Raw genomic sequence first — 17,134 nt, 5'->3', positions numbered from 1 at the left:
TCATGTATAAATAAACCTGGCTCCGGCGCACACTGAGGGAAAACCTGCCAAGGCGAGGTGTGCGTGATGCCCGAGCTGCCGGAGATGGAGCATTACCGGCGTGCATTATTTCCGCTGGTTGCTGGAAAGCCGATCACGACTGTTCGTGTCGAGCGGGAGAAGACGGTGAACGTTCCGCCGGATGCGTTCTGCCGTCTCGTATTGGGCGGTGTGATGTCTACCGTCGAAAGACGCGCCAAGCATTTGCTGTTCCCGTTGTCAAGCGGGCTTACGCTGCATTTGCATTTGATGCTGGGCGGCTCGATGTTTTACGGGACGGAGGAGCAGAAGCCGGACCGAAGCGCCCAAGTGACGCTTGGCTTTGCGGACGGCAAGCAGCTGTATTTTCACGGGCTGCGGCTGGGCTACTTGCATATTCACGATCCGGCCGCGCTTCAGGAGGCTCTCGGCAAGCTCGGTCCCGACCCGTTCGATCCTTCGCTGACGCCGCAGCGGTTCGCCGAGCTGCTGAGGCGCAAGCGGGGGACGCTCAAGTCGGTGCTCGTCGATCAAGCGGCTGTCGTTTCCGGTATCGGTAATTGCTATTCCGATGAAATTTGTTTTGCCGCCGGCCTTCTGCCGACGAGGCGGACAGGGGAACTGGACGCCGGTGAGACGAGAAGCTTATACGATGCAATGAGGCATGTATTGCGGACGGCGACGGAGCGGGGCGGTTATATGGACGTTCCGCTGTTCGCGGGCGATACTTTGACCGGCGGTTTTGATCCGTTATGCGCCGTGTACGACCGGAAAGGCGAACCGTGCATCCGTTGCGGCAGTCCTATCGCATTCGCCGAAGTGAATTCCCGCAAATGCTTCTTCTGCACGCAATGCCAACACTAGGAGACTCCTATCTATGATTACGACTAACCGCTTGCCGCGCATCGGCAGCCATGTCAGCATCCGGCGCGGGTACGCCGATGCTGCCAGGACAGCGCACCTGATCGGCGGGAATGCCTTTCAATACTTTCCGAAAAACCCTCGCAGTCTCGCTCTGAAGCCGAATTTCGACCGCAGCGATGCGAACGCTTGCGCAGCTTACAGCATGGAGCACGGCCTGCTGTCGATCGGACATTCCCCGTATCCGGTCAATCTGGCTGCCGAGGATCCGCAGGTGCAGGCGGCGACGCGCGACGCGCTGCTGAATGCGCTCGACATTACCGACGCGTGCGGTTCTGTCGGGCTAGTCGTGCATTTTGGCAAATTTTCCGGGCCTGACCCGTTACAAGGGTACAAAAATATAATACAATTAATCAATAGCGTGCTCGCCGACTATCGGGGCCAAGCGCTGTTCCTGCTGGAGAATATGGCGGGTGAAGGCGGCCAGCTCGGAACGACGTTCGAGGAGCTGGTTAACATTCGCCGGCTGTGCGCTTATCCGGATAAGGTCGGATTTTGCCTCGATACGTGCCATTTGTTCGCGAGCGGCTACTGGGACGGACGAAATTGGCCGGAGCTGGAGCGGCGCGGAATAGAGCTGGATTTGTTCGCCCAGGTCAAGGCCGTCCATCTAAACGATTCGGTGTACGCGTCCGGTCAGCGTAAAGATCGTCATGCACAGATCGGACGAGGACAAATCGGGCTGGCCGGGCTCCAGGCATTGCTGCAGTCACCGCATTTGGCGCATTGTCCGTTTGTGCTTGAGACGGATACGGGAGGCGACGGAACGCATCGCACCGAAATCGCTTTCGTTAGAGAGCTGGCCGCAGGTAAACGGTAAGCAAGGCAAAGGAGGAGCGGCGCGGATGATCCATGTCTATTTGGACGATTTACGGCCTTGCCCGGCAGGGTTTACGCTGGCGCGTTCGGCGGAGGAGTGCATCCTGCTGCTGAAGGAGTGCGAGGTCGATATTTTATCGCTGGATTACGATCTCGGCTGGCATGCTCCGAACGCATCGGACATCGTGCAGTGGATGATCGCCGAAGCACGGTATCCCCGCAGGTTGTATTTTCACACCTCCAGTTCCGCCGGGCGTGACCGCATGATCGCGCTGCTGCTGCCGGTTTTGCCGGCGGACGTCGAGCTCAATTACGGACCGATGCCTGACGAGGTGCTTGCGGAGGCAAGGAGGCGGGCGACGTAGAGCGTAAGTCCGAGTAAGGTTCAGTAAGACAGAGTATTACGGGGTAAGGGAGAGGGACATATTGATCAAGCTGTCGAACATCAATTTTATACGGGAACAACGTCATATATTGCATGACGTGAATTTACATATCCGCGAAGGCGAAAATTGGGTGGTCCTCGGACGGAACGGCTCGGGCAAGACGACAATTTTGGAAATGGTGAACGGGTATCATTTTCCGAGCTCGGGTACGGTAGAGGTGCTTGGCCACCGGTACGGCACGGTCGATTTGCGGGAGCTGCGCAGAAGCATCGGCTATATCAGCCAATCGCTGTTCGAGAAGCTAAACCGGGCGGACCCCGTTTGGGAAGTCATGGCGACGGGGGCATACGCATATTTGCGGTTTTATCAGGAGATTCCGGAGGAAGCGCGCCTGAAAGCCCTGGAACTGCTCGAGCGGGTCGGGCTGTCGCATTTGAAGGATCAGCCGCTCGGAACGCTATCGCAAGGGGAGCGCAAAAAGGTGATGCTGGCCCGTTCGTTGATGGCTGACCCTAAAGTGCTAATTATGGACGAGCCTTGCTCCGGATTGGATCTGTATGAGCGGGAACGCATGCTGAAAAGCGTGCAGGAGCTGTGCGGCCACGGTATTACCGTGCTGTATGTTACCCATCACATTGAAGAGATCATGCCGCTGTTTACGCATGTTGCACTAATTGAGCAGGGCCGAATCATCGCCGCAGGACCAAAGCATGAGGTGTTGAAGCCGGAGCTGCTGCTCCGCGTTTTCGACGTGCCGCTGGAGCTCGAGTGGTTCCAAGGCCGGCCATGGGCGAAAGTAATCCAAAATGGAGTTGAAGAGCACGCGTGAATGAATCGATACAACGTTCCGCAGGAGCCGCGCTGTCCCGGTTCATCGGAACGTCTAATCACGGCTACGCTCAGCAGGCGCAGGAGGAAGTGCGGCGGTTGTTCCCTGGCGCGGCGATGCGTTATCTCGCCCCTGCGGAGATATTCCTGATGGAGCTGCCGGTGCCCGCCTCGGAGGCCGCCCGGCTGCTGCGCGAGCGGGAGCCGATCTTTCTGCGGCATATCCAGCCGGTTGACGCCGATCTTGCCGGGCATGGGGACGGGAGCGATTTGGAGTCGCTAGCTGACTGGGCCAAAACGGCTGCGGGAATAGAACGGGGCATTCGCGTTGCCGTGCAGGTGCGGAAGCAGGAAGGAGCAGGGCTGCCTTACAGCGCCGCGGATGCGAGAGCCGTCGTTCAAGAGGCGCTGGAGCAGGCATTCGGCTGCGAAACCGTCGTACGCGGAGCGGACCGGATCGTCTCGGTGTATGCCACCGCTTCGGTGTTGTATGCAGGGGTGTCACGTCCGGATGATAATTTATCGGACTGGTCGGGCGGCGCCGTCCGTTTTCAGCGCGAAGAGGAGCAAATTTCACGGGCGAAATTTAAGCTGCTGGAAGCCGAGCAGCGGTTCGGACTCGATTTGACGCAGTACCGGAACGCGCTCGATATCGGCGCGGCGCCGGGCGGCTGGAGCTCGCTGCTCTTGGAGCGCGGATTGCGGGTCACGGCGGTCGATCCGGCGGCGATGCATCCGTCGCTATTAGCCGACAAGCGGCTGACCCACCTGCGCAAAAATGCGGGCGACATTACGCTGCAGCCGAATTCGTTTGATTTGCTCGTATGCGACATGAGCTGGAGTCCGAAAATGATGGGCAAGCTCGTCGGCGATCTCCTCTATGCGCTTCGCGCCGGCGGGACCGCAATCATAACCGTAAAGCTGATGCACGGAAAGGCGTTTCAGACTGTGAAGGAGCTGACGGCGATGTTCACCGGGGGGCTGGAGCTGCTCCGTGCCAAGCAGCTGTTTCACAACCGCGACGAGCTGACGCTGCTGTTCAGGCGTGTATGAGGTGCTGGAATGAGCGGCCGGAAGGATGAGCAGTATTGGAACGACGTGTACACGGACTTGGAGGTATCGGCACCGTCCTACGACGGTTGGCTCGATAAATATATTCCGCTGATTGAAGCTGCGGGCGACGTGCCGATCATTGATTTAGGCTGCGGCATCGGCGGCGACACGCAGTACTTGACCGAACACGGCCGAAGCGTGATTGCATGCGACTTTTCGCAAGAGGCGTTGGACAGAATTGCCCGGCTGCTTCCCGGCTGCGAAACGCGGCGGTTTGACATGACGCAGGGGCTGCCGTTTGAGGATGGTGCGGCAAAGCTCATAGTGGCGGATTTGTCGCTGCATTATTTTCGCTGGGATGTAACGGTTCAAATTGTGCGCGACATCGCCAGAGTGATCGGTCCCGGCGGCGCTTTGCTAGCCCGGCTCAATTCAGTGCGCGACGTTCATTATGGGGCTGGGGCCGGCACGGAAGTGGAGCCGCATTATTATGAGCATAAAGGAAGGCGCAAGCGCTTTTTTGACGAAGCCGATATATCCCGCTTGTTCGCCGAGTGGAATGTGATGTCGCTGCAGGAAACGGAGATGGGGCGATACGGCAAACCTAAAAGGTGCTGGGAGCTTGCCGCAATGCCTCCCTTACGTGCCTCTCTTCACCCATAACGGGAACTAGAACGGTTCACTTTGCAGCGAATAAGCCTGCACCGGCATGATGCTGTGCCCTCCGAAATGGTGCTGCCGCTGTCCAATATTGGAGAATGGTGACGGAGCTTGCTGCCGTCGAATGCATCGCTGCCTTTAGAAGTTTGTGGAAAATTCGACAGCATTCACTTATACTGAAAGGGAATATTTACCTATCGGGAGGGGATGCTGTGCGTCACATTTCGACTCGTCAAACAGGCGATTTGGTGAATGGCCGGTATCGGATTGTGCGTCTCATTGGCGAAGGTGGGATGGGCCGCGTCTTTGAGGCTGAAGATTTGCGGCTGCCCGGCAAAAGATGGGCGATCAAGGAGACGACGCCGATGCTCGGCGATTCGGCTGACTTCCTTCGGGAGGCGCAATTGCTTGCCGGTCTGCAGCATCCTTTGCTGCCGCAAATTGTCGATTACGAAGCTCCTAGCGTTCCCGGCGGCAGTTACATCGTCGTGATGGAGTTCGTGCCTGGAATGACCCTTGAATCGGTCATGCAGCAGAGCCGCCGGGCGCTGCGCGAGGAAAGCGTCGTCTCCATCGGCATGCAGCTGTGCAGTGTGCTTACTTATTTGCACAATCAACCGGAGCCGATCGTGTTCCGCGATATCAAGCCGGGCAACATTATGATCGACGAGCACGGCCGCATCAAGCTGATTGATTTCGGTATCGCCAGACGCTTTAAGCCGGATCGAACAGCGGATACAGTTCCTCTCGGAACGGTCGGATTCGCATCTCCGGAGCAGCTGCGCGGCGAACAGACCGACCCTCGCTCGGATTTGTATTCGTTGGGAGCTGTCCTATATTATTTGCTTAGCGGAGGGCAGTATGCGGCGATGACCGGGAAGCCGCTCGCCGTGCTTCGTTCGGACTTGAATCCGTCCTTGCTCGGTACCGTCGATCGGCTGTTGGCCGCGGAGCCCGCGGATCGGCCGCAGCATGCGGCGCAGGTCATGGACATGCTTCGGCAGGCAGGCCGAAGGAAGCCGCTGGAAACCGTCGCATTGTACGGGGGCGCAGATCGGCCGGAACGTCGTCCTCTAACGAAGGTTATCGTCGTCGGCGGCTTGTACGCCGGGGCGGGCGCAACCTTTGCGTCGTTTGCATTATCCCATGCGCTTGAAGATGCTCATGTCCGGCACGCTGTCGCCGAATTTCCGCCTTTCGGTTCGGACCATTACGCCTTGCTGGACGGGGAACGGAAAGCGCCCCGCGGATACCGCTTTCTCAGCGAGCTTCTGCTCGCCGGCGACCGGCGGCAAGCTGCAGAGTGGAGGAGCGGCTATACAACCTATTTGCCGTCTCATCCAACGCTATCCTGCGAGTCCTGGAATGAAGAGCTGACCGGAGAATGGATGAGCCTCTTTCAAAACTCCGTTGTTATTGTTGATATCGGCCATCATTGGCGGCAACGATCTTTGGCACCGCTGCTGGCGAGGGCGGATGAGCGAATCGTCGTTGTCGATCCGTCACCGGGAAAGCTGCAGCGTTCCGAGGTGCGCGCCGTGCTGCAGCAGTTAGACGAGCAGGGAAAATCTGGCGCCGCAATAACATGGCTTGCAAACCGCGATGCGAGGTCGGCCCGCCGCAGCGAGTGGCTGGATATGCTGCCGGGTAAGGCGTCGGTGTCGCTTCCATCCTTCGATACGCGATGCATGCTTGAGGCGCAATGGGGCGGAAGCGCGATTCCATTGGAACGAAAAGATCGGAAGCTGATCGCTTCGGCATTTACAGGCTGGATCGAAAAAAAATCACTTGTCAAAACCGGATAATCTGGTATAATTACCCTTACATACCAATTCGAATGCGGAAGCACCGCTGACCGGAGAGTATTTACTCCGAGTCAGTGCGTGCTTTTTTGTCGTTCGGTAAGGAGGATGCATGTCGAAGAGATTGATGCTGCGCATGGTGATCATACTGGCAGCAGCCGGTATATGGTGTTCGATTGCAGGATTTGCCGGTTTACGGCGGAACGGGGGGCTGTATGAATAAGCTGGAGTTGATTTTGCTAGATGATGACGCCGATTATGTGCAGGGAGTCCGCGACTACGTACGAGCGCGGGATGACGGCGGGATGATTGAGATTAAAGTATTTTCAAAGCCTGATGCGGCACTGGCGGCATTGCGGCAAGCTCATGATTGCGGAGTGCTGCTTGCTGCCGAACGTTTGTGGCCGCATGGCGACAAGGGGGAAGGACCGGTAGTTCTGCTGCTGGAATCGCTCACCGACACTGGGCGTTTGCCTACCGGCGTTCATTATGCGTTTCGATACTTGCCGCTAGACCAGCTGATGCAAACTGTCCGCAGGGCGCTAACAGCCTCCGGCAATAATTCCCGTCATGCTTTCGCAGGGAAGGCGAGCGACGGGAGAAGCCGGGTCATTACTTGGTTTTCTGCCGGCGGAGGGAGCGGCAAGTCGACAGCTGCTTATAACCTTGCGATGCGGCTTGCCCAGCAAGGCGAGGACGTATGCCTGGTCAGTCTCGAGTCTCTGCCGTCTGCTCTGTGGATGAAGCGGGAGATTTCGCCGCGTATGGCGGAGTGGTTGTATTACGCCAAAGCAAAGCCGCACACTGCGATCGAACGGATCGGCGAGCTGATTCGTCCAGGCTTATACCGGCATTTGTATTATACCGATGCCTTCGCCCATCCGGATGATGCTGCGGACATGAGCGCCGAGGACGCCGAGCTGTTGTTGAATGCATTGAAGAAGTCGAATCGATTCGCCTGGATTATTGTGGATTTGGAGGCCGGCTGGAGCGGCCGAAACCGCGGGGCGCTTCAGGGCAGCGACCGCATCATGTGGATCGTCACGGACGATGCGGGCGCTTTACATAAGACGGAAGCGATGCTCGAGCTGTGGCGGGCGGACGGCGTGATCGACAAATTCGCCGGGCGCTTGTCGTTCATCGCCGGCAAATATGTCGGTCTTACACCTACAGGATACGACCGGATCGGCATCGATCCTTCCGGCGTGCTGCCATATGTCCCCCAATGGAAAATGGTCAAGCATCCGGAGGAGCTGCTGAAGGCGGCGTTCTATACCCAGACGCTATGGGAGGCATTTCAAGGGATCGCTCAAGTTCCGGAAAGGAGCGCGGCGACGTGGAACGATCCGTCTTGAGCGAGCTGAGGCAGCGCATTCACGAAAGACTCGATTATACCGGCACGTTGTCGGATGACCAGCTGCGGGATTTAATCGAAGCTTCGGTCATGCAGGAAGCACGCGACGGCGGTTGGACGATGCGTCAGCGTAAAGAAGCCGTTTATACGCTGTTTCATTCCTTTCGCGGTCTAGACGCGCTCCAGCCGCTGCTTGACGATCCTTCAGTCACGGAAATCATGGTCAACGATCATGAAACGATATTTATCGAACGGGAAGGATTGACGAGGCGGGCGGACGCTCGGTTTGAGAGCCGGGAAAAGCTGGAGGATGTCATTCAGGCGATCGTCGCCCAAATCAACCGTGTCGTCAATGATGCATCACCGCTTGTCGACGCCCGGCTGCCGGACGGTTCCCGTGTGCATGTAGCGCTGCCGCCTGTTGCGCTGAAGGGGCCGACATTGACCATTCGTAAATTTCCGGATAAGCCGTTTACGATGTCCGACCTGATCATGAAGGGGTCGCTTGGAGCCGAAGCTGCGGATGCGCTGAAAGCTCTTGTGAAAGCGAAGTACAACATCTTTGTCAGCGGCGGTACCGGCTCCGGCAAGACGACGATGCTTGGCGCGTTGTCGGGATTCATTCCGGCCGAGGAGCGAATCGTCACGATTGAGGATTCCGCGGAGCTGCAGTTACCGTCTATTCCGAACTGGGTAGCATTGGAGACGCGGAACGCCAACGCGGAAGGCAAAGGCGAGATTACGATCCGCGATTTGATCCGCGCTTCGCTCCGCATGCGGCCCAACCGAATTATTGTCGGAGAAGTGCGGGGCGGAGAAGCGCTTGAGATGCTGCAGGCGATGAATACAGGACATGAGGGGAGCTTGTCCACCGGCCACGCTAATACGTCCCGCGACATGCTGAGCCGGCTGGAGACGATGGTGCTGAGCGCAGCGCCGCTGCCGACGGAAGTGATCCGAAGACAAATCGCCTCGGCTCTGGACATTCTCGTCCATGTCTCCCGATTGCGGGACGGTTCGCGGAAAATTACCGAAATCCATGAGGTAATCGGTTTGCGGCACGGCGAGATCGAGCTAAATCCGTTGTTTGTTTTCAGGGAACACGGCGACGGCGGCGGACGGGTTGAAGGACATCTGACTCCGACAGGCCAGCGGCTCCGGTCAACGGAAAAGCTGGTTGCAGCGGGGCTGAACATTCCTGATGCATTGCTGGGCGCGGAGGAAGGATTACACGAATGATGACGGTCATCGCCGCTTTGGTCATAGGGATCATGCTTTGGGTGCTGCTTCGTTGGAAGGAGCGATCGCGCAGTATTGCGGCGGAAGAAAGGGGGAACGCTGCCTCTTCACCGCAACCTTCTCTTCCCGATTATCGGGAATATACGCTGACTGCCAAGGAACGGATGATAACCGTGCTGGTTGGGGGCTTGATGTGCGGCGCTATTAGTTATGTATTTTTCGGAAGCTGGGTCATTGTACTGCTCGGTTTGCCATGCGGGTTCGGGCTGGTGCGCTATCGAGCCGCTCTGCTTCGTGACCGCAGGGTGCATACGCTTCGGGTCCAATTCAAGCAAGCTTTGTACTCGGTCTCCTCTTCGCTAGGGGCAGGAAAATCTGTGGAACAAGCGTTTGCCGACGCATTGCAGGATATGCGGCTGTTGTACCCGCAAGGGACCAGCTTGATGATTGAAGAATTGGAGGTCATGCTGCGGAAGCTGAAGCTAGGCGGAACAATTGAAGCTGCAATAGCTGATTTCAGCCGCCGCAGCGGGTTGGAGGATGCGAGGCAATTTGCCGACGTATTCTCGATTTGTAAGCGGACGGGCGGCAATTTGGTCGAAATCGTCAGACGGACCTCGACAATTATCGGCGAGAAGCTGGAGATTGAACAGGATATCGCCGTCCTGCTCGCACAGAAGAAATTCGAGTCGAAAGTGCTGCTGGCAGCGCCGCTCGTCATCGTCACCGTGCTGCGGGTGACTGCAGCCGAATATATGGCTCCGTTGTATGAAGGAGGCGGAAGAATCACGATGTCGGCTGCGCTGCTCGCGCTCATCGGCTGCTTTGCGCTGACAAGACGCATCATGCGTATTGGCGTGTAACGAAAGGAGGTTCTAGGTACGATGCTGTTGATTTTGACGTTAGAGATCGCGGTGTTTATTACTGCTCATCTTCTAACGCATCGTGCTTATGCCGCGGTTATCCGGGAATCGCCGTGTCCCCAGCGTTGGAACAGTCTCACACCCGCATTCCTATATGCTCTGGACAAGCTGGATGTATGGCGGCGAGCAACCGGATGGTCGATCCGGCTGCATCACCTGCATACGGCTCTGATCGGAACCCGGCATGCGCTTGCGGAGACGAAGCTGTCCATGGCGAGAATGGCGCTTACGGCATACGGTTCACTCGTCGGCTTTACGCTTTTGGGCTTTATATCGGATTCGTCGCACGAGGTACTGTTGTTTGGAGCGATTTCCGCTGCAGTTACTCCGTTTATTCATTTGCGACTGCTTGACGAGCGGCTGCGGAGAAGGAAACGAGCGATGCTGCTGGAGCTGCCGGAGTTAGTGACGCAAATTTTGCTGTTGACCAATGCGGGAGAGACAGTGCAGCAAGCGTTGGCGCTAGTCGTAGAACGTCACGGCAGGGCCGATCGGGCGCTTTTGAAGGAGCTGTCGCAAGCTATACATGAGCTGCGAATGAACGTATCGCTTGCCAAGGCTTTGGACGATTTTCAGAAGAGGTGCGGCGTTCAGGAGGTGACCGTGTTCGTCTCCACACTCATGCTTCACTATAAGCGAGGCGGAGACGATCTTTCCGTAGCGCTGCGTACGCTGTCCAAAGAGCTGTGGGACAAGCGCAAATCGCTTTCGCGGACGCTTGGAGAAGAGGCGTCCTCCAAGCTCGTATTTCCGATGGTGATTGTATTTGTTGTGATCTTAATCGTGATCGCATCGCCTGCAGTTATGCTGATGAACGCGAATTCTTAAGGAGGCAAGTAGAAAATGGCAGAAATTCAAAATAGGTTACAGCGCTTGTGGAACGATGAGGACGGGCTTGGAACTTTGGAAGTGCTCCTGATTGTGGCGGTTCTCGTTGCGATTGCGATCGTATTCCGGAAGTGGATTGTGGGCTGGTTCCAGGACATTCTCGGGAAAGCGAACGGCAATTTGAAGGATAGCACGGTGAGCCCATGCGTACCAGGCCCGACCACCGATTGTACGGCGCCTTGATACGGGCTCGCCGGTTACGGCGATTTACGAAGGGCGAGCAGGGAAGCTTTACGCTGGAAGCATCGTTAGCCGCTCCGCTGCTTATTTTTGCAACTATGACGCTTGTTGTCTTTGCGCTGTATGTGTTCGGTCTCGTACAGCTGAATCAAGCTGCGGCGGAAAGGTCGGAGAGAGCGGCGTTTACCTGGGCGGATGCGGGAGGTAAAAGCGGTAGAGGGCTGTATTGGCGGGTTGGAGAAGGGATGATGTCTTGGTTCGGTTCGCTGACTGGATCGGGAGACCGACGGATTGACCTTCCGGCGGCCGGTACCGGTGACGGAAGCGGCAGCGGTGTTACGGCGAAGCTCTATGCGGCAGCTGAACGCTTGCCGGCAGATATTACAGGTTATATCGGTTTAGCCGACCGTGTACTGTTTCGTAAAGTGGAGGCGCATTTCGAGCGTGCATTCCGCTTGCGGGCGATTGACCGGTTTGGGACGCTGCCTGCCGCTGATCAGGCACACAAGGAAGCCGTCATCGTCGAACCCGCCGAGTTGATCCGGTTAGTCGATTTGACCCGCACGTATACGAGCGTCATTCGCGGTCGCATTACTCCCCGGCAAGCAAAGGCTGTTCTGCAGGAGCCGCAGCGCGAAGACGGCGGGGCGGTATCGATCCGCTCCGAGCGTCAAGCATCCGCCTATTTGCGGAAGGTTACCGGCGGCACTCAGCGCACTTATCCGATGGAGCAAGGGAAGAGCCGTGTCGTCGATGCTTTAGATGCCGGCGGTATTGCTCATCAGGCTTTTTATACGTATACGGAGACGCAGCTTTTGCAAGATCAAGCGCCCAAAGATCTGTTGCTTTTGCAGACTGGCCAAGTGAAAGGGGTCATATGGCACTTCTTTGCGCCCCCGGGAAAAAGCGGGCCTAGCGCCAATCTTCGCAACCAGCTGGAACGAAAGGGGATCGTCGTCGTTGTCCATACTTAACCGCAGCGGAGAGCGGGGCTCGGTCTCCGTTTATCTCATTATCGTCATTGTGCCTATTTTCCTGTTCGTTACCGTACTGATCGATTTTGTCCGCATCGGAGCCGCCGATCGGGAGACCGAGCTGGCGGTTAAGGCGGGGGTCCGTTCGGCGATGTCGGCATTCGATTCCAAGCTGCAGCCGTACGGGCTCTACGGTTTAACGGTTCCGGAGGAAGATGCCCAGCAGCTGTTTGCAACGGCTGCTTCCGGCAGTGTATCCGCTGCGGAACGCCCCGGAGGCTATATCGATACGATGATCCGTCCCGGTAGCGTGAAGCTTCAGCCAATGGCTACCTTGGCTTATCCCGACGTATTCAAGCAGCAGGTGCTGGAGGAGATGAAATATCGGGCGCCGATTGAGTTTACGCTGGAAATTGCGGATAAGCTCAAGAACACCGGGATGGCCTCCAGCTTGACGCAAGGCAAAACGTTCAGCGAAGACGCAACTCGGCTGGAAGCGTTGATCGTTCGCCGAGAAGACGCACTGGATGAAGCCTGGGACGTGTTCGAACGGCTTCATCATGTTCTTCTTGCGGAACACGCAACGAATGGCAGACGACTCCGCGAGCTGAACAATCTTGCGAACCGCGTCGGTCTCAATACGGTTGATCAAGTAAGAAGCTCCATTACACAGCTGCAAGCGCAAGCCGAATCGCTGCGGCAATCGATGAGCGGACTGGATAGCTCCATTGCCGCTGCTGCGGCGGCCGGACAAGCGGGTGAAGCGCTTCGTTCGCTGTTCGAGGCGCGTGCAGCGCTTGCCCGGCAGCTGCAAGACATTTTGACTCAGAAGGGGGAACTCGAGCAGCTGCTGCAGCTGCTGCTTCAATACGCTGCGCTGATCGTCACGATCCGTACGGAAGCGGCGGCCGCAGCCGCTCAAATCCATCCGCTGCAAACGGCGTTCAATCAATCGCTCTCCGAGGCAAAGCAAGCGAACGATAGCTTGCGGACGGAATGGAACCGGATCAATGGCGAAACTTCCGGTACGTCGGCAAGCGGCAGCGGAAACGGAAACGCCGAAACGTCATTCGGCGCTGTACGTGTGCTGCCTGACGAATTTTTTACAGAGTTTCAAACGGATACAGCATCTTTGGTGGCACTGTTTCATGCTTACGCAAGCGATATTGAAGCGGCTGTGAGCTATGCGGACAGCCAAACGGCCGTTTACGAGTCTAAGAATGACGCTTATGCAGCAAAGAGCAATGCCGTGTATCAAGCCCGGCTTCCCATGGAACAGCAGCGAAAAGAACGAAACGACAAGGTGAAAGCAAGAAAACAGAAGCTTTGGGATGAAATTGACGATGTCCTGCAGCGAGCCAGACAGGCGATCGGAGGCTGTCCTGTCGTGCCCGGCGCCGATAACGGGGCGTACGACAAGCTTCAGGCCAGCGTAGTGAAATACGAGCATGCAGGCGAGACGCCGTCAGCCGGAGAAGCCGTCGTTGAGCTGAACAATTCCAAACGAATCGGAGCCGATGCGCTTAATCTGGGAGGCTTGATTGCCGAAGCGCTGGAAGGAGCGCGGGATTCGACTTACATCAACGAATACGCACTGACCAAGTTTAACTACCGGACCTTTGGGCTAGAGAAGCTTCCGAACGGTCAGCCGAAGCCGACAGCTGCCTTAACGGAGCCGCAAAGCCATGTCTTGGGAGCTCAGGAGGCGGAGTACGTTTTGTATGGTTTTCCCACGTGCACGGCAAACATTAGCGCTGCGTACGGAGAAATTTTCGCCATTCGCCTAGCAATCCGTACGTTGGAGCGGTTGACCGACCCGAAGACGGAGCTGCTGCAGCTCGGTTCGCCGCTGCTCATGCTGCTCGCTGCAGCGGCGCAAGGCGCGGTAGAGGCGCTACAGGACATGAGCCGACTTGTCATGGGTCAAGAAGTACAGCTTTCTACCAAATTCGCCGCTGCCGTCAGTATGAATTATAAAGACTATTTAAGACTTCTTCTTTTTGTTCATGGCGGTACAGAACGCAAGCTTCAACGCATACAGGCTTTGATCGAATTGAATACCGGCGTCGATCTTACGAAAGCTTCGACACAAGTTAACGGAAGGGCCGAAACGACGGTGAAGCTTTGGTTTTTGCCGGGGAGCGTCAGGCTTCTGGGGTTGACGGGGATGTCGCCTTGCCGGGTAGAGGGGAGCCGTTGTGTGCTTCAGCGCAATGCAACTTGGACATATTGAGCCGGAGGGATGGAAAATGAGCAGAAGCAGCATAAGACAAGATAGAGGCAGCATCGTTATTGAAGCTTCGATTACGCTGCCGTTGTTCGTTTTTCTGCTGCTGGGCGTAATCGCTTTGATGCAAATCGCTGCGGCGGATCTTGCTCTTCGCAGCGCGCTTTCCGAGACTGTGAAGACTGCAGCGGCGAACATGTATCCCATAAAGCTGCTTTATGCGGAAGCCAAAACTGCCGTCGGCAATGGCCGCCCCGGAGTCATATGGGATACCGTAACGGGACGTGTGGAGCAGGCGCAGGGGACGGTGCAGGGAGCGGAGCAGTTCGTTGAAGATTTCGCGGCCTATCTCCCCGAGCCTTTGGTCCGGCTCGTTCAGGCGGAGAAACGATATCGGACGGCAATGGAAGAAGGCGCGAATGATCGTCTTGAGGAGGCAAAGCAAGCCATTGCGGCGCGCATCGCCCAAGAGGCGGTTACGCCTGTGCTTGTCGGCTTTGCGGACACGAAGGTCCTGAAGAAAGACAGGCTGAAAGTAACGGCCGTCGACTGGCCAAACCTCGAAAACGGAGATCAAGCATGGCTAGGAATTGAAGCGCAATACGAAATGAAGCTGGCACTGCCGTTCGTTTCAACTGCCGTTGTGATCAAGAAAAAAGCGGTTGAACGGTGTTGGATCGGAGCTTTGTGAGAGGAGGCGAAACCTAGTGACCGAAATCGTGCTTGCCGTGCTTATCGCGGCCGCTTTTGCATCCGACGTTCGTACGATGCGCATACCGAATTGGTTGACGGTTGGGGGAGCGGGCTGCGGACTGGCGCTGCAATCATTTTTATTCGGGTGGCAGGGAGCTTGGGGGTCCGTGCTTGGCCTGCTGACGGGCTTCGGAATTGTTCTTTTGCTGCATGCGGTCGGGGCTGTAGGAGCGGGTGACGTGAAGCTGTTCGGGGCCATCGGGGCGCTCAGCAGTGTGCCGTTCGTGCTGTCGGCCTTGACGTATTCCATCTTGTATGCAGCCTGTATCGGCATTATCGTCCTGGTCGTAAAAAGAAAACTGCTGACAACGGTTAGATTTGCCGCAGTGAGCGTTTCGATGCTCGTTGCTTTCAAGGATTCTCAAGTAATCAGCCGATGGAAGCGAGGAACAGCGATGCATTTTCCATTCATGCTGGCTGTGGCGCCCGGAAGCGTAACGGCATATTTTCTAGGTTTGTAATGAAGGAGCAAATAAAATGAGCCATTTGTACGGAATGCACTACCGGTATGAGCAGAGGTCGGGTATGTACTTGATTTTTGACAAAGAGGCCGGTATTCAAGAGGAGGAGTTGTCCCGCATCCAGACGAAAATGCTGAGTACCGGGCAAGTATCCCGAATTTTGCCGTTTCGTGCGGAACAGACGGACGGAATGTATACGCTGGAGTATGAGGTAGGATCGAGAACGATGCTCCGGCAAGCGCTCCGTAAAGAAGGGATCAAGCTTTCACAGGCTCTTCAGCTCCTCGTATGCGTGGCGGCGACACTGGAGGAGTGCAGGAGCTATATGCTCCGGGAGAGGGGATTTGTGCTCACGGACAATCTGATGTTCGTGAATCGCGACGTAACGGACCTGGCGTTTGTCTATTTGCCGCTGCAATGTTTAAACGAGGCGCCGGCCGTCGAAACGGAGCTTAAACAGCTTATATTGTGTTTAGCCGCACAGCTTTCAAGCGACGATGCGAAAATGCTGGAACCGTTTGCTTCCTATTGCGAAAGCGGCGCATTCCGGGTGAAAGAGTTGAAGAGGCGTTTGATCGAATCGTTGACAAGCCCGCTTTTGAAACGGGAATCAAGAAGTGCGGATAAAGTCGGTCCTGAGGCTGAGCGTCCGCTCTCTTTTATTCATATGCACATGCCCACCGATAGTTTCGAGCCTGAGCCTGCAGTTCCGGCTTCGCCGGCAAAGGCTCAAGCTCCGTCTCCGATTCCAGGCGTGCTGCCGGTCTCGCCGTTCCATGAGAAAACGGTTCGTAACGATCTTCATACATGGAGGATCCGGATGACCGTATTGACGGGGATTGCCGGGGGATTGATCTCTTGCTGGCTGTGGAGCCGGTGGACAGAGGAGCCGCAGCCGCTCTCGATGGAGGTTGCCATAGGGGCGACGCTGCTTACGATTATCAGCTGCCTGTTTGTCCGCTTCGCGGCAAGCAATAACCGATGGTTTTGCATGCTTTCCGGCAGGTTCCGGCAAAATCCGATTATGGAACAAGCCGATCGAGATCCGGAAGATGAATGGCATAACAAGAATGAGAATGACCTGTATCCTTCTACCATATTGGACGACACCTTGCTTGAACCCGACGAAGCGCTGGCTTCTGCCGTCGTCATACCGTTTCCGCGTCAGGCGGCTACGACTTCGTCTGCCGATGCTAACACTGGGACTATGTCGGCGGATCGTTACTATGCGTCGCTTGGCAAGCATACGACACTGCTGAGGCCCGGCGCAGATGCGACCGTTATGCTTCGTCCTCCATCAGCCGGCGGCAGCGCATTTAGCTATGCCTATCTGGAAATAGATGAAGCTCAGCAGGGCAAACGGATTCAGTTGAACAAGGATCATTTTATGCTCGGCCGCTGCGAGGAGCATACGGACTATCGGCTGGAAGACAGCGAGATTTCCCGTCAGCATCTGGAGATTATCCGCACGGAGCGAGGCTATGAAGCCAAAGACGTCGGGTCGACGAACGGAACGCTTTGGAACGGAGAGCGGATGGTCCCTTACGAATCGTATCCGCTGCAGGAAGGAGACTGTTTGACACTGGCTAATGTGAACCTGCGGTTCCGCTTCGTTGCGAACGCACGCAAAACGGTGTAGTATCCATTA

17 protein-coding genes are annotated in these 17,134 nt (G+C 56.5%); all 17 read left to right on the top strand.

Translation table 11 applies throughout. The features are described 5' to 3' along the window. Positions 1 to 66: 66 nt before the first annotated feature. Positions 67 to 882, top strand: coding sequence for an Fpg/Nei family DNA glycosylase (locus ACFFK0_RS20015; protein WP_377472430.1), 816 nt, complete (start codon positions 67 to 69; stop codon positions 880 to 882). A gap of 13 nt (positions 883 to 895) precedes the next feature. Further along, positions 896 to 1,759: a deoxyribonuclease IV gene (locus ACFFK0_RS20010; protein WP_377472104.1), complete on the top strand. Its 864-nt coding sequence runs from the start codon at positions 896 to 898 to the stop codon at positions 1,757 to 1,759. Between the two features lie 25 nt (positions 1,760 to 1,784). After that, on the top strand, positions 1,785 to 2,123 hold the full coding sequence (locus ACFFK0_RS20005) for a cyclic-phosphate processing receiver domain-containing protein (RefSeq protein WP_377472103.1): 339 nt from the start codon (positions 1,785 to 1,787) through the stop codon (positions 2,121 to 2,123). A 61-nt stretch (positions 2,124 to 2,184) separates the two neighbouring features. After that, entirely contained in the window at positions 2,185 to 2,973 is a 789-nt protein-coding gene (locus tag ACFFK0_RS20000) for an ABC transporter ATP-binding protein (RefSeq protein WP_377472102.1), read from the top strand. Continuing rightward, positions 2,970 to 4,025 carry a 23S rRNA (cytidine(2498)-2'-O)-methyltransferase RlmM gene (locus tag ACFFK0_RS19995; RefSeq protein WP_377472101.1) on the top strand — a complete coding sequence of 352 codons (1,056 nt, stop codon included), beginning with the start codon at positions 2,970 to 2,972 and terminating at the stop codon, positions 4,023 to 4,025. Before ACFFK0_RS20000 ends, ACFFK0_RS19995 begins: the two co-directional genes overlap by 4 nt. A gap of 9 nt (positions 4,026 to 4,034) precedes the next feature. Further along, on the top strand, positions 4,035 to 4,688 hold the full coding sequence (locus tag ACFFK0_RS19990) for a class I SAM-dependent methyltransferase (protein ID WP_377472100.1): 654 nt from the start codon (positions 4,035 to 4,037) through the stop codon (positions 4,686 to 4,688). 209 nt (positions 4,689 to 4,897) lie between these two features. After that, positions 4,898 to 6,490: a serine/threonine protein kinase gene (locus tag ACFFK0_RS19985; RefSeq protein WP_377472098.1), complete on the top strand. Its 1,593-nt coding sequence runs from the start codon at positions 4,898 to 4,900 to the stop codon at positions 6,488 to 6,490. 212 nt (positions 6,491 to 6,702) lie between these two features. Then, positions 6,703 to 7,842 carry a CpaE/TadZ family protein gene (locus ACFFK0_RS19980; protein ID WP_377472097.1) on the top strand — a complete coding sequence of 380 codons (1,140 nt, stop codon included), beginning with the start codon at positions 6,703 to 6,705 and terminating at the stop codon, positions 7,840 to 7,842. Then, the gene (locus tag ACFFK0_RS19975; RefSeq protein ID WP_377472096.1) at positions 7,824 to 9,080 is read left to right on the top strand and encodes a TadA family conjugal transfer-associated ATPase; all 1,257 of its coding nucleotides are present in this window, start codon (positions 7,824 to 7,826) and stop codon (positions 9,078 to 9,080) included. Before ACFFK0_RS19980 ends, ACFFK0_RS19975 begins: the two co-directional genes overlap by 19 nt. Beyond that, complete coding sequence (locus tag ACFFK0_RS19970) at positions 9,077 to 9,943, top strand: type II secretion system F family protein (protein WP_377472095.1); 867 nt, start codon at positions 9,077 to 9,079, stop codon at positions 9,941 to 9,943. Before ACFFK0_RS19975 ends, ACFFK0_RS19970 begins: the two co-directional genes overlap by 4 nt. Positions 9,944 to 9,964: 21 nt before the next feature. Next, a complete protein-coding gene (locus ACFFK0_RS19965; protein ID WP_377472094.1) occupies positions 9,965 to 10,831 on the top strand; it encodes a type II secretion system F family protein in 867 nt (288 codons plus the stop codon). 15 nt (positions 10,832 to 10,846) lie between these two features. Next, positions 10,847 to 11,074 carry a Flp1 family type IVb pilin gene (locus ACFFK0_RS19960; protein ID WP_377472092.1) on the top strand — a complete coding sequence of 76 codons (228 nt, stop codon included), beginning with the start codon at positions 10,847 to 10,849 and terminating at the stop codon, positions 11,072 to 11,074. Then, entirely contained in the window at positions 11,035 to 12,045 is a 1,011-nt protein-coding gene (locus tag ACFFK0_RS19955; RefSeq protein ID WP_377472091.1) for a hypothetical protein, read from the top strand. The genes ACFFK0_RS19960 and ACFFK0_RS19955 overlap by 40 nt, the downstream gene beginning before the upstream one ends. Then, entirely contained in the window at positions 12,032 to 14,278 is a 2,247-nt protein-coding gene (locus ACFFK0_RS19950) for a hypothetical protein (protein WP_377472089.1), read from the top strand. Before ACFFK0_RS19955 ends, ACFFK0_RS19950 begins: the two co-directional genes overlap by 14 nt. Positions 14,279 to 14,294: 16 nt before the next feature. Continuing rightward, positions 14,295 to 14,963, top strand: coding sequence for a TadE/TadG family type IV pilus assembly protein (locus ACFFK0_RS19945; protein WP_377472088.1), 669 nt, complete (start codon positions 14,295 to 14,297; stop codon positions 14,961 to 14,963). A gap of 16 nt (positions 14,964 to 14,979) precedes the next feature. Beyond that, complete coding sequence (locus tag ACFFK0_RS19940) at positions 14,980 to 15,486, top strand: A24 family peptidase (protein ID WP_377472087.1); 507 nt, start codon at positions 14,980 to 14,982, stop codon at positions 15,484 to 15,486. Positions 15,487 to 15,502: 16 nt separating this feature from the next. Beyond that, the gene (locus tag ACFFK0_RS19935) at positions 15,503 to 17,125 is read left to right on the top strand and encodes a DUF6382 domain-containing protein (protein WP_377472085.1); all 1,623 of its coding nucleotides are present in this window, start codon (positions 15,503 to 15,505) and stop codon (positions 17,123 to 17,125) included. The last annotated feature ends 9 nt before the right edge of the window (positions 17,126 to 17,134 follow it).

The organism is Paenibacillus chartarius (assembly GCF_042432825.1).
GTDB classification, from domain to species: Bacteria; Bacillota; Bacilli; order Paenibacillales; family NBRC-103111; genus Gordoniibacillus; species Gordoniibacillus chartarius.
This window is presented reverse-complemented; position numbering and strand designations above follow the sequence as displayed.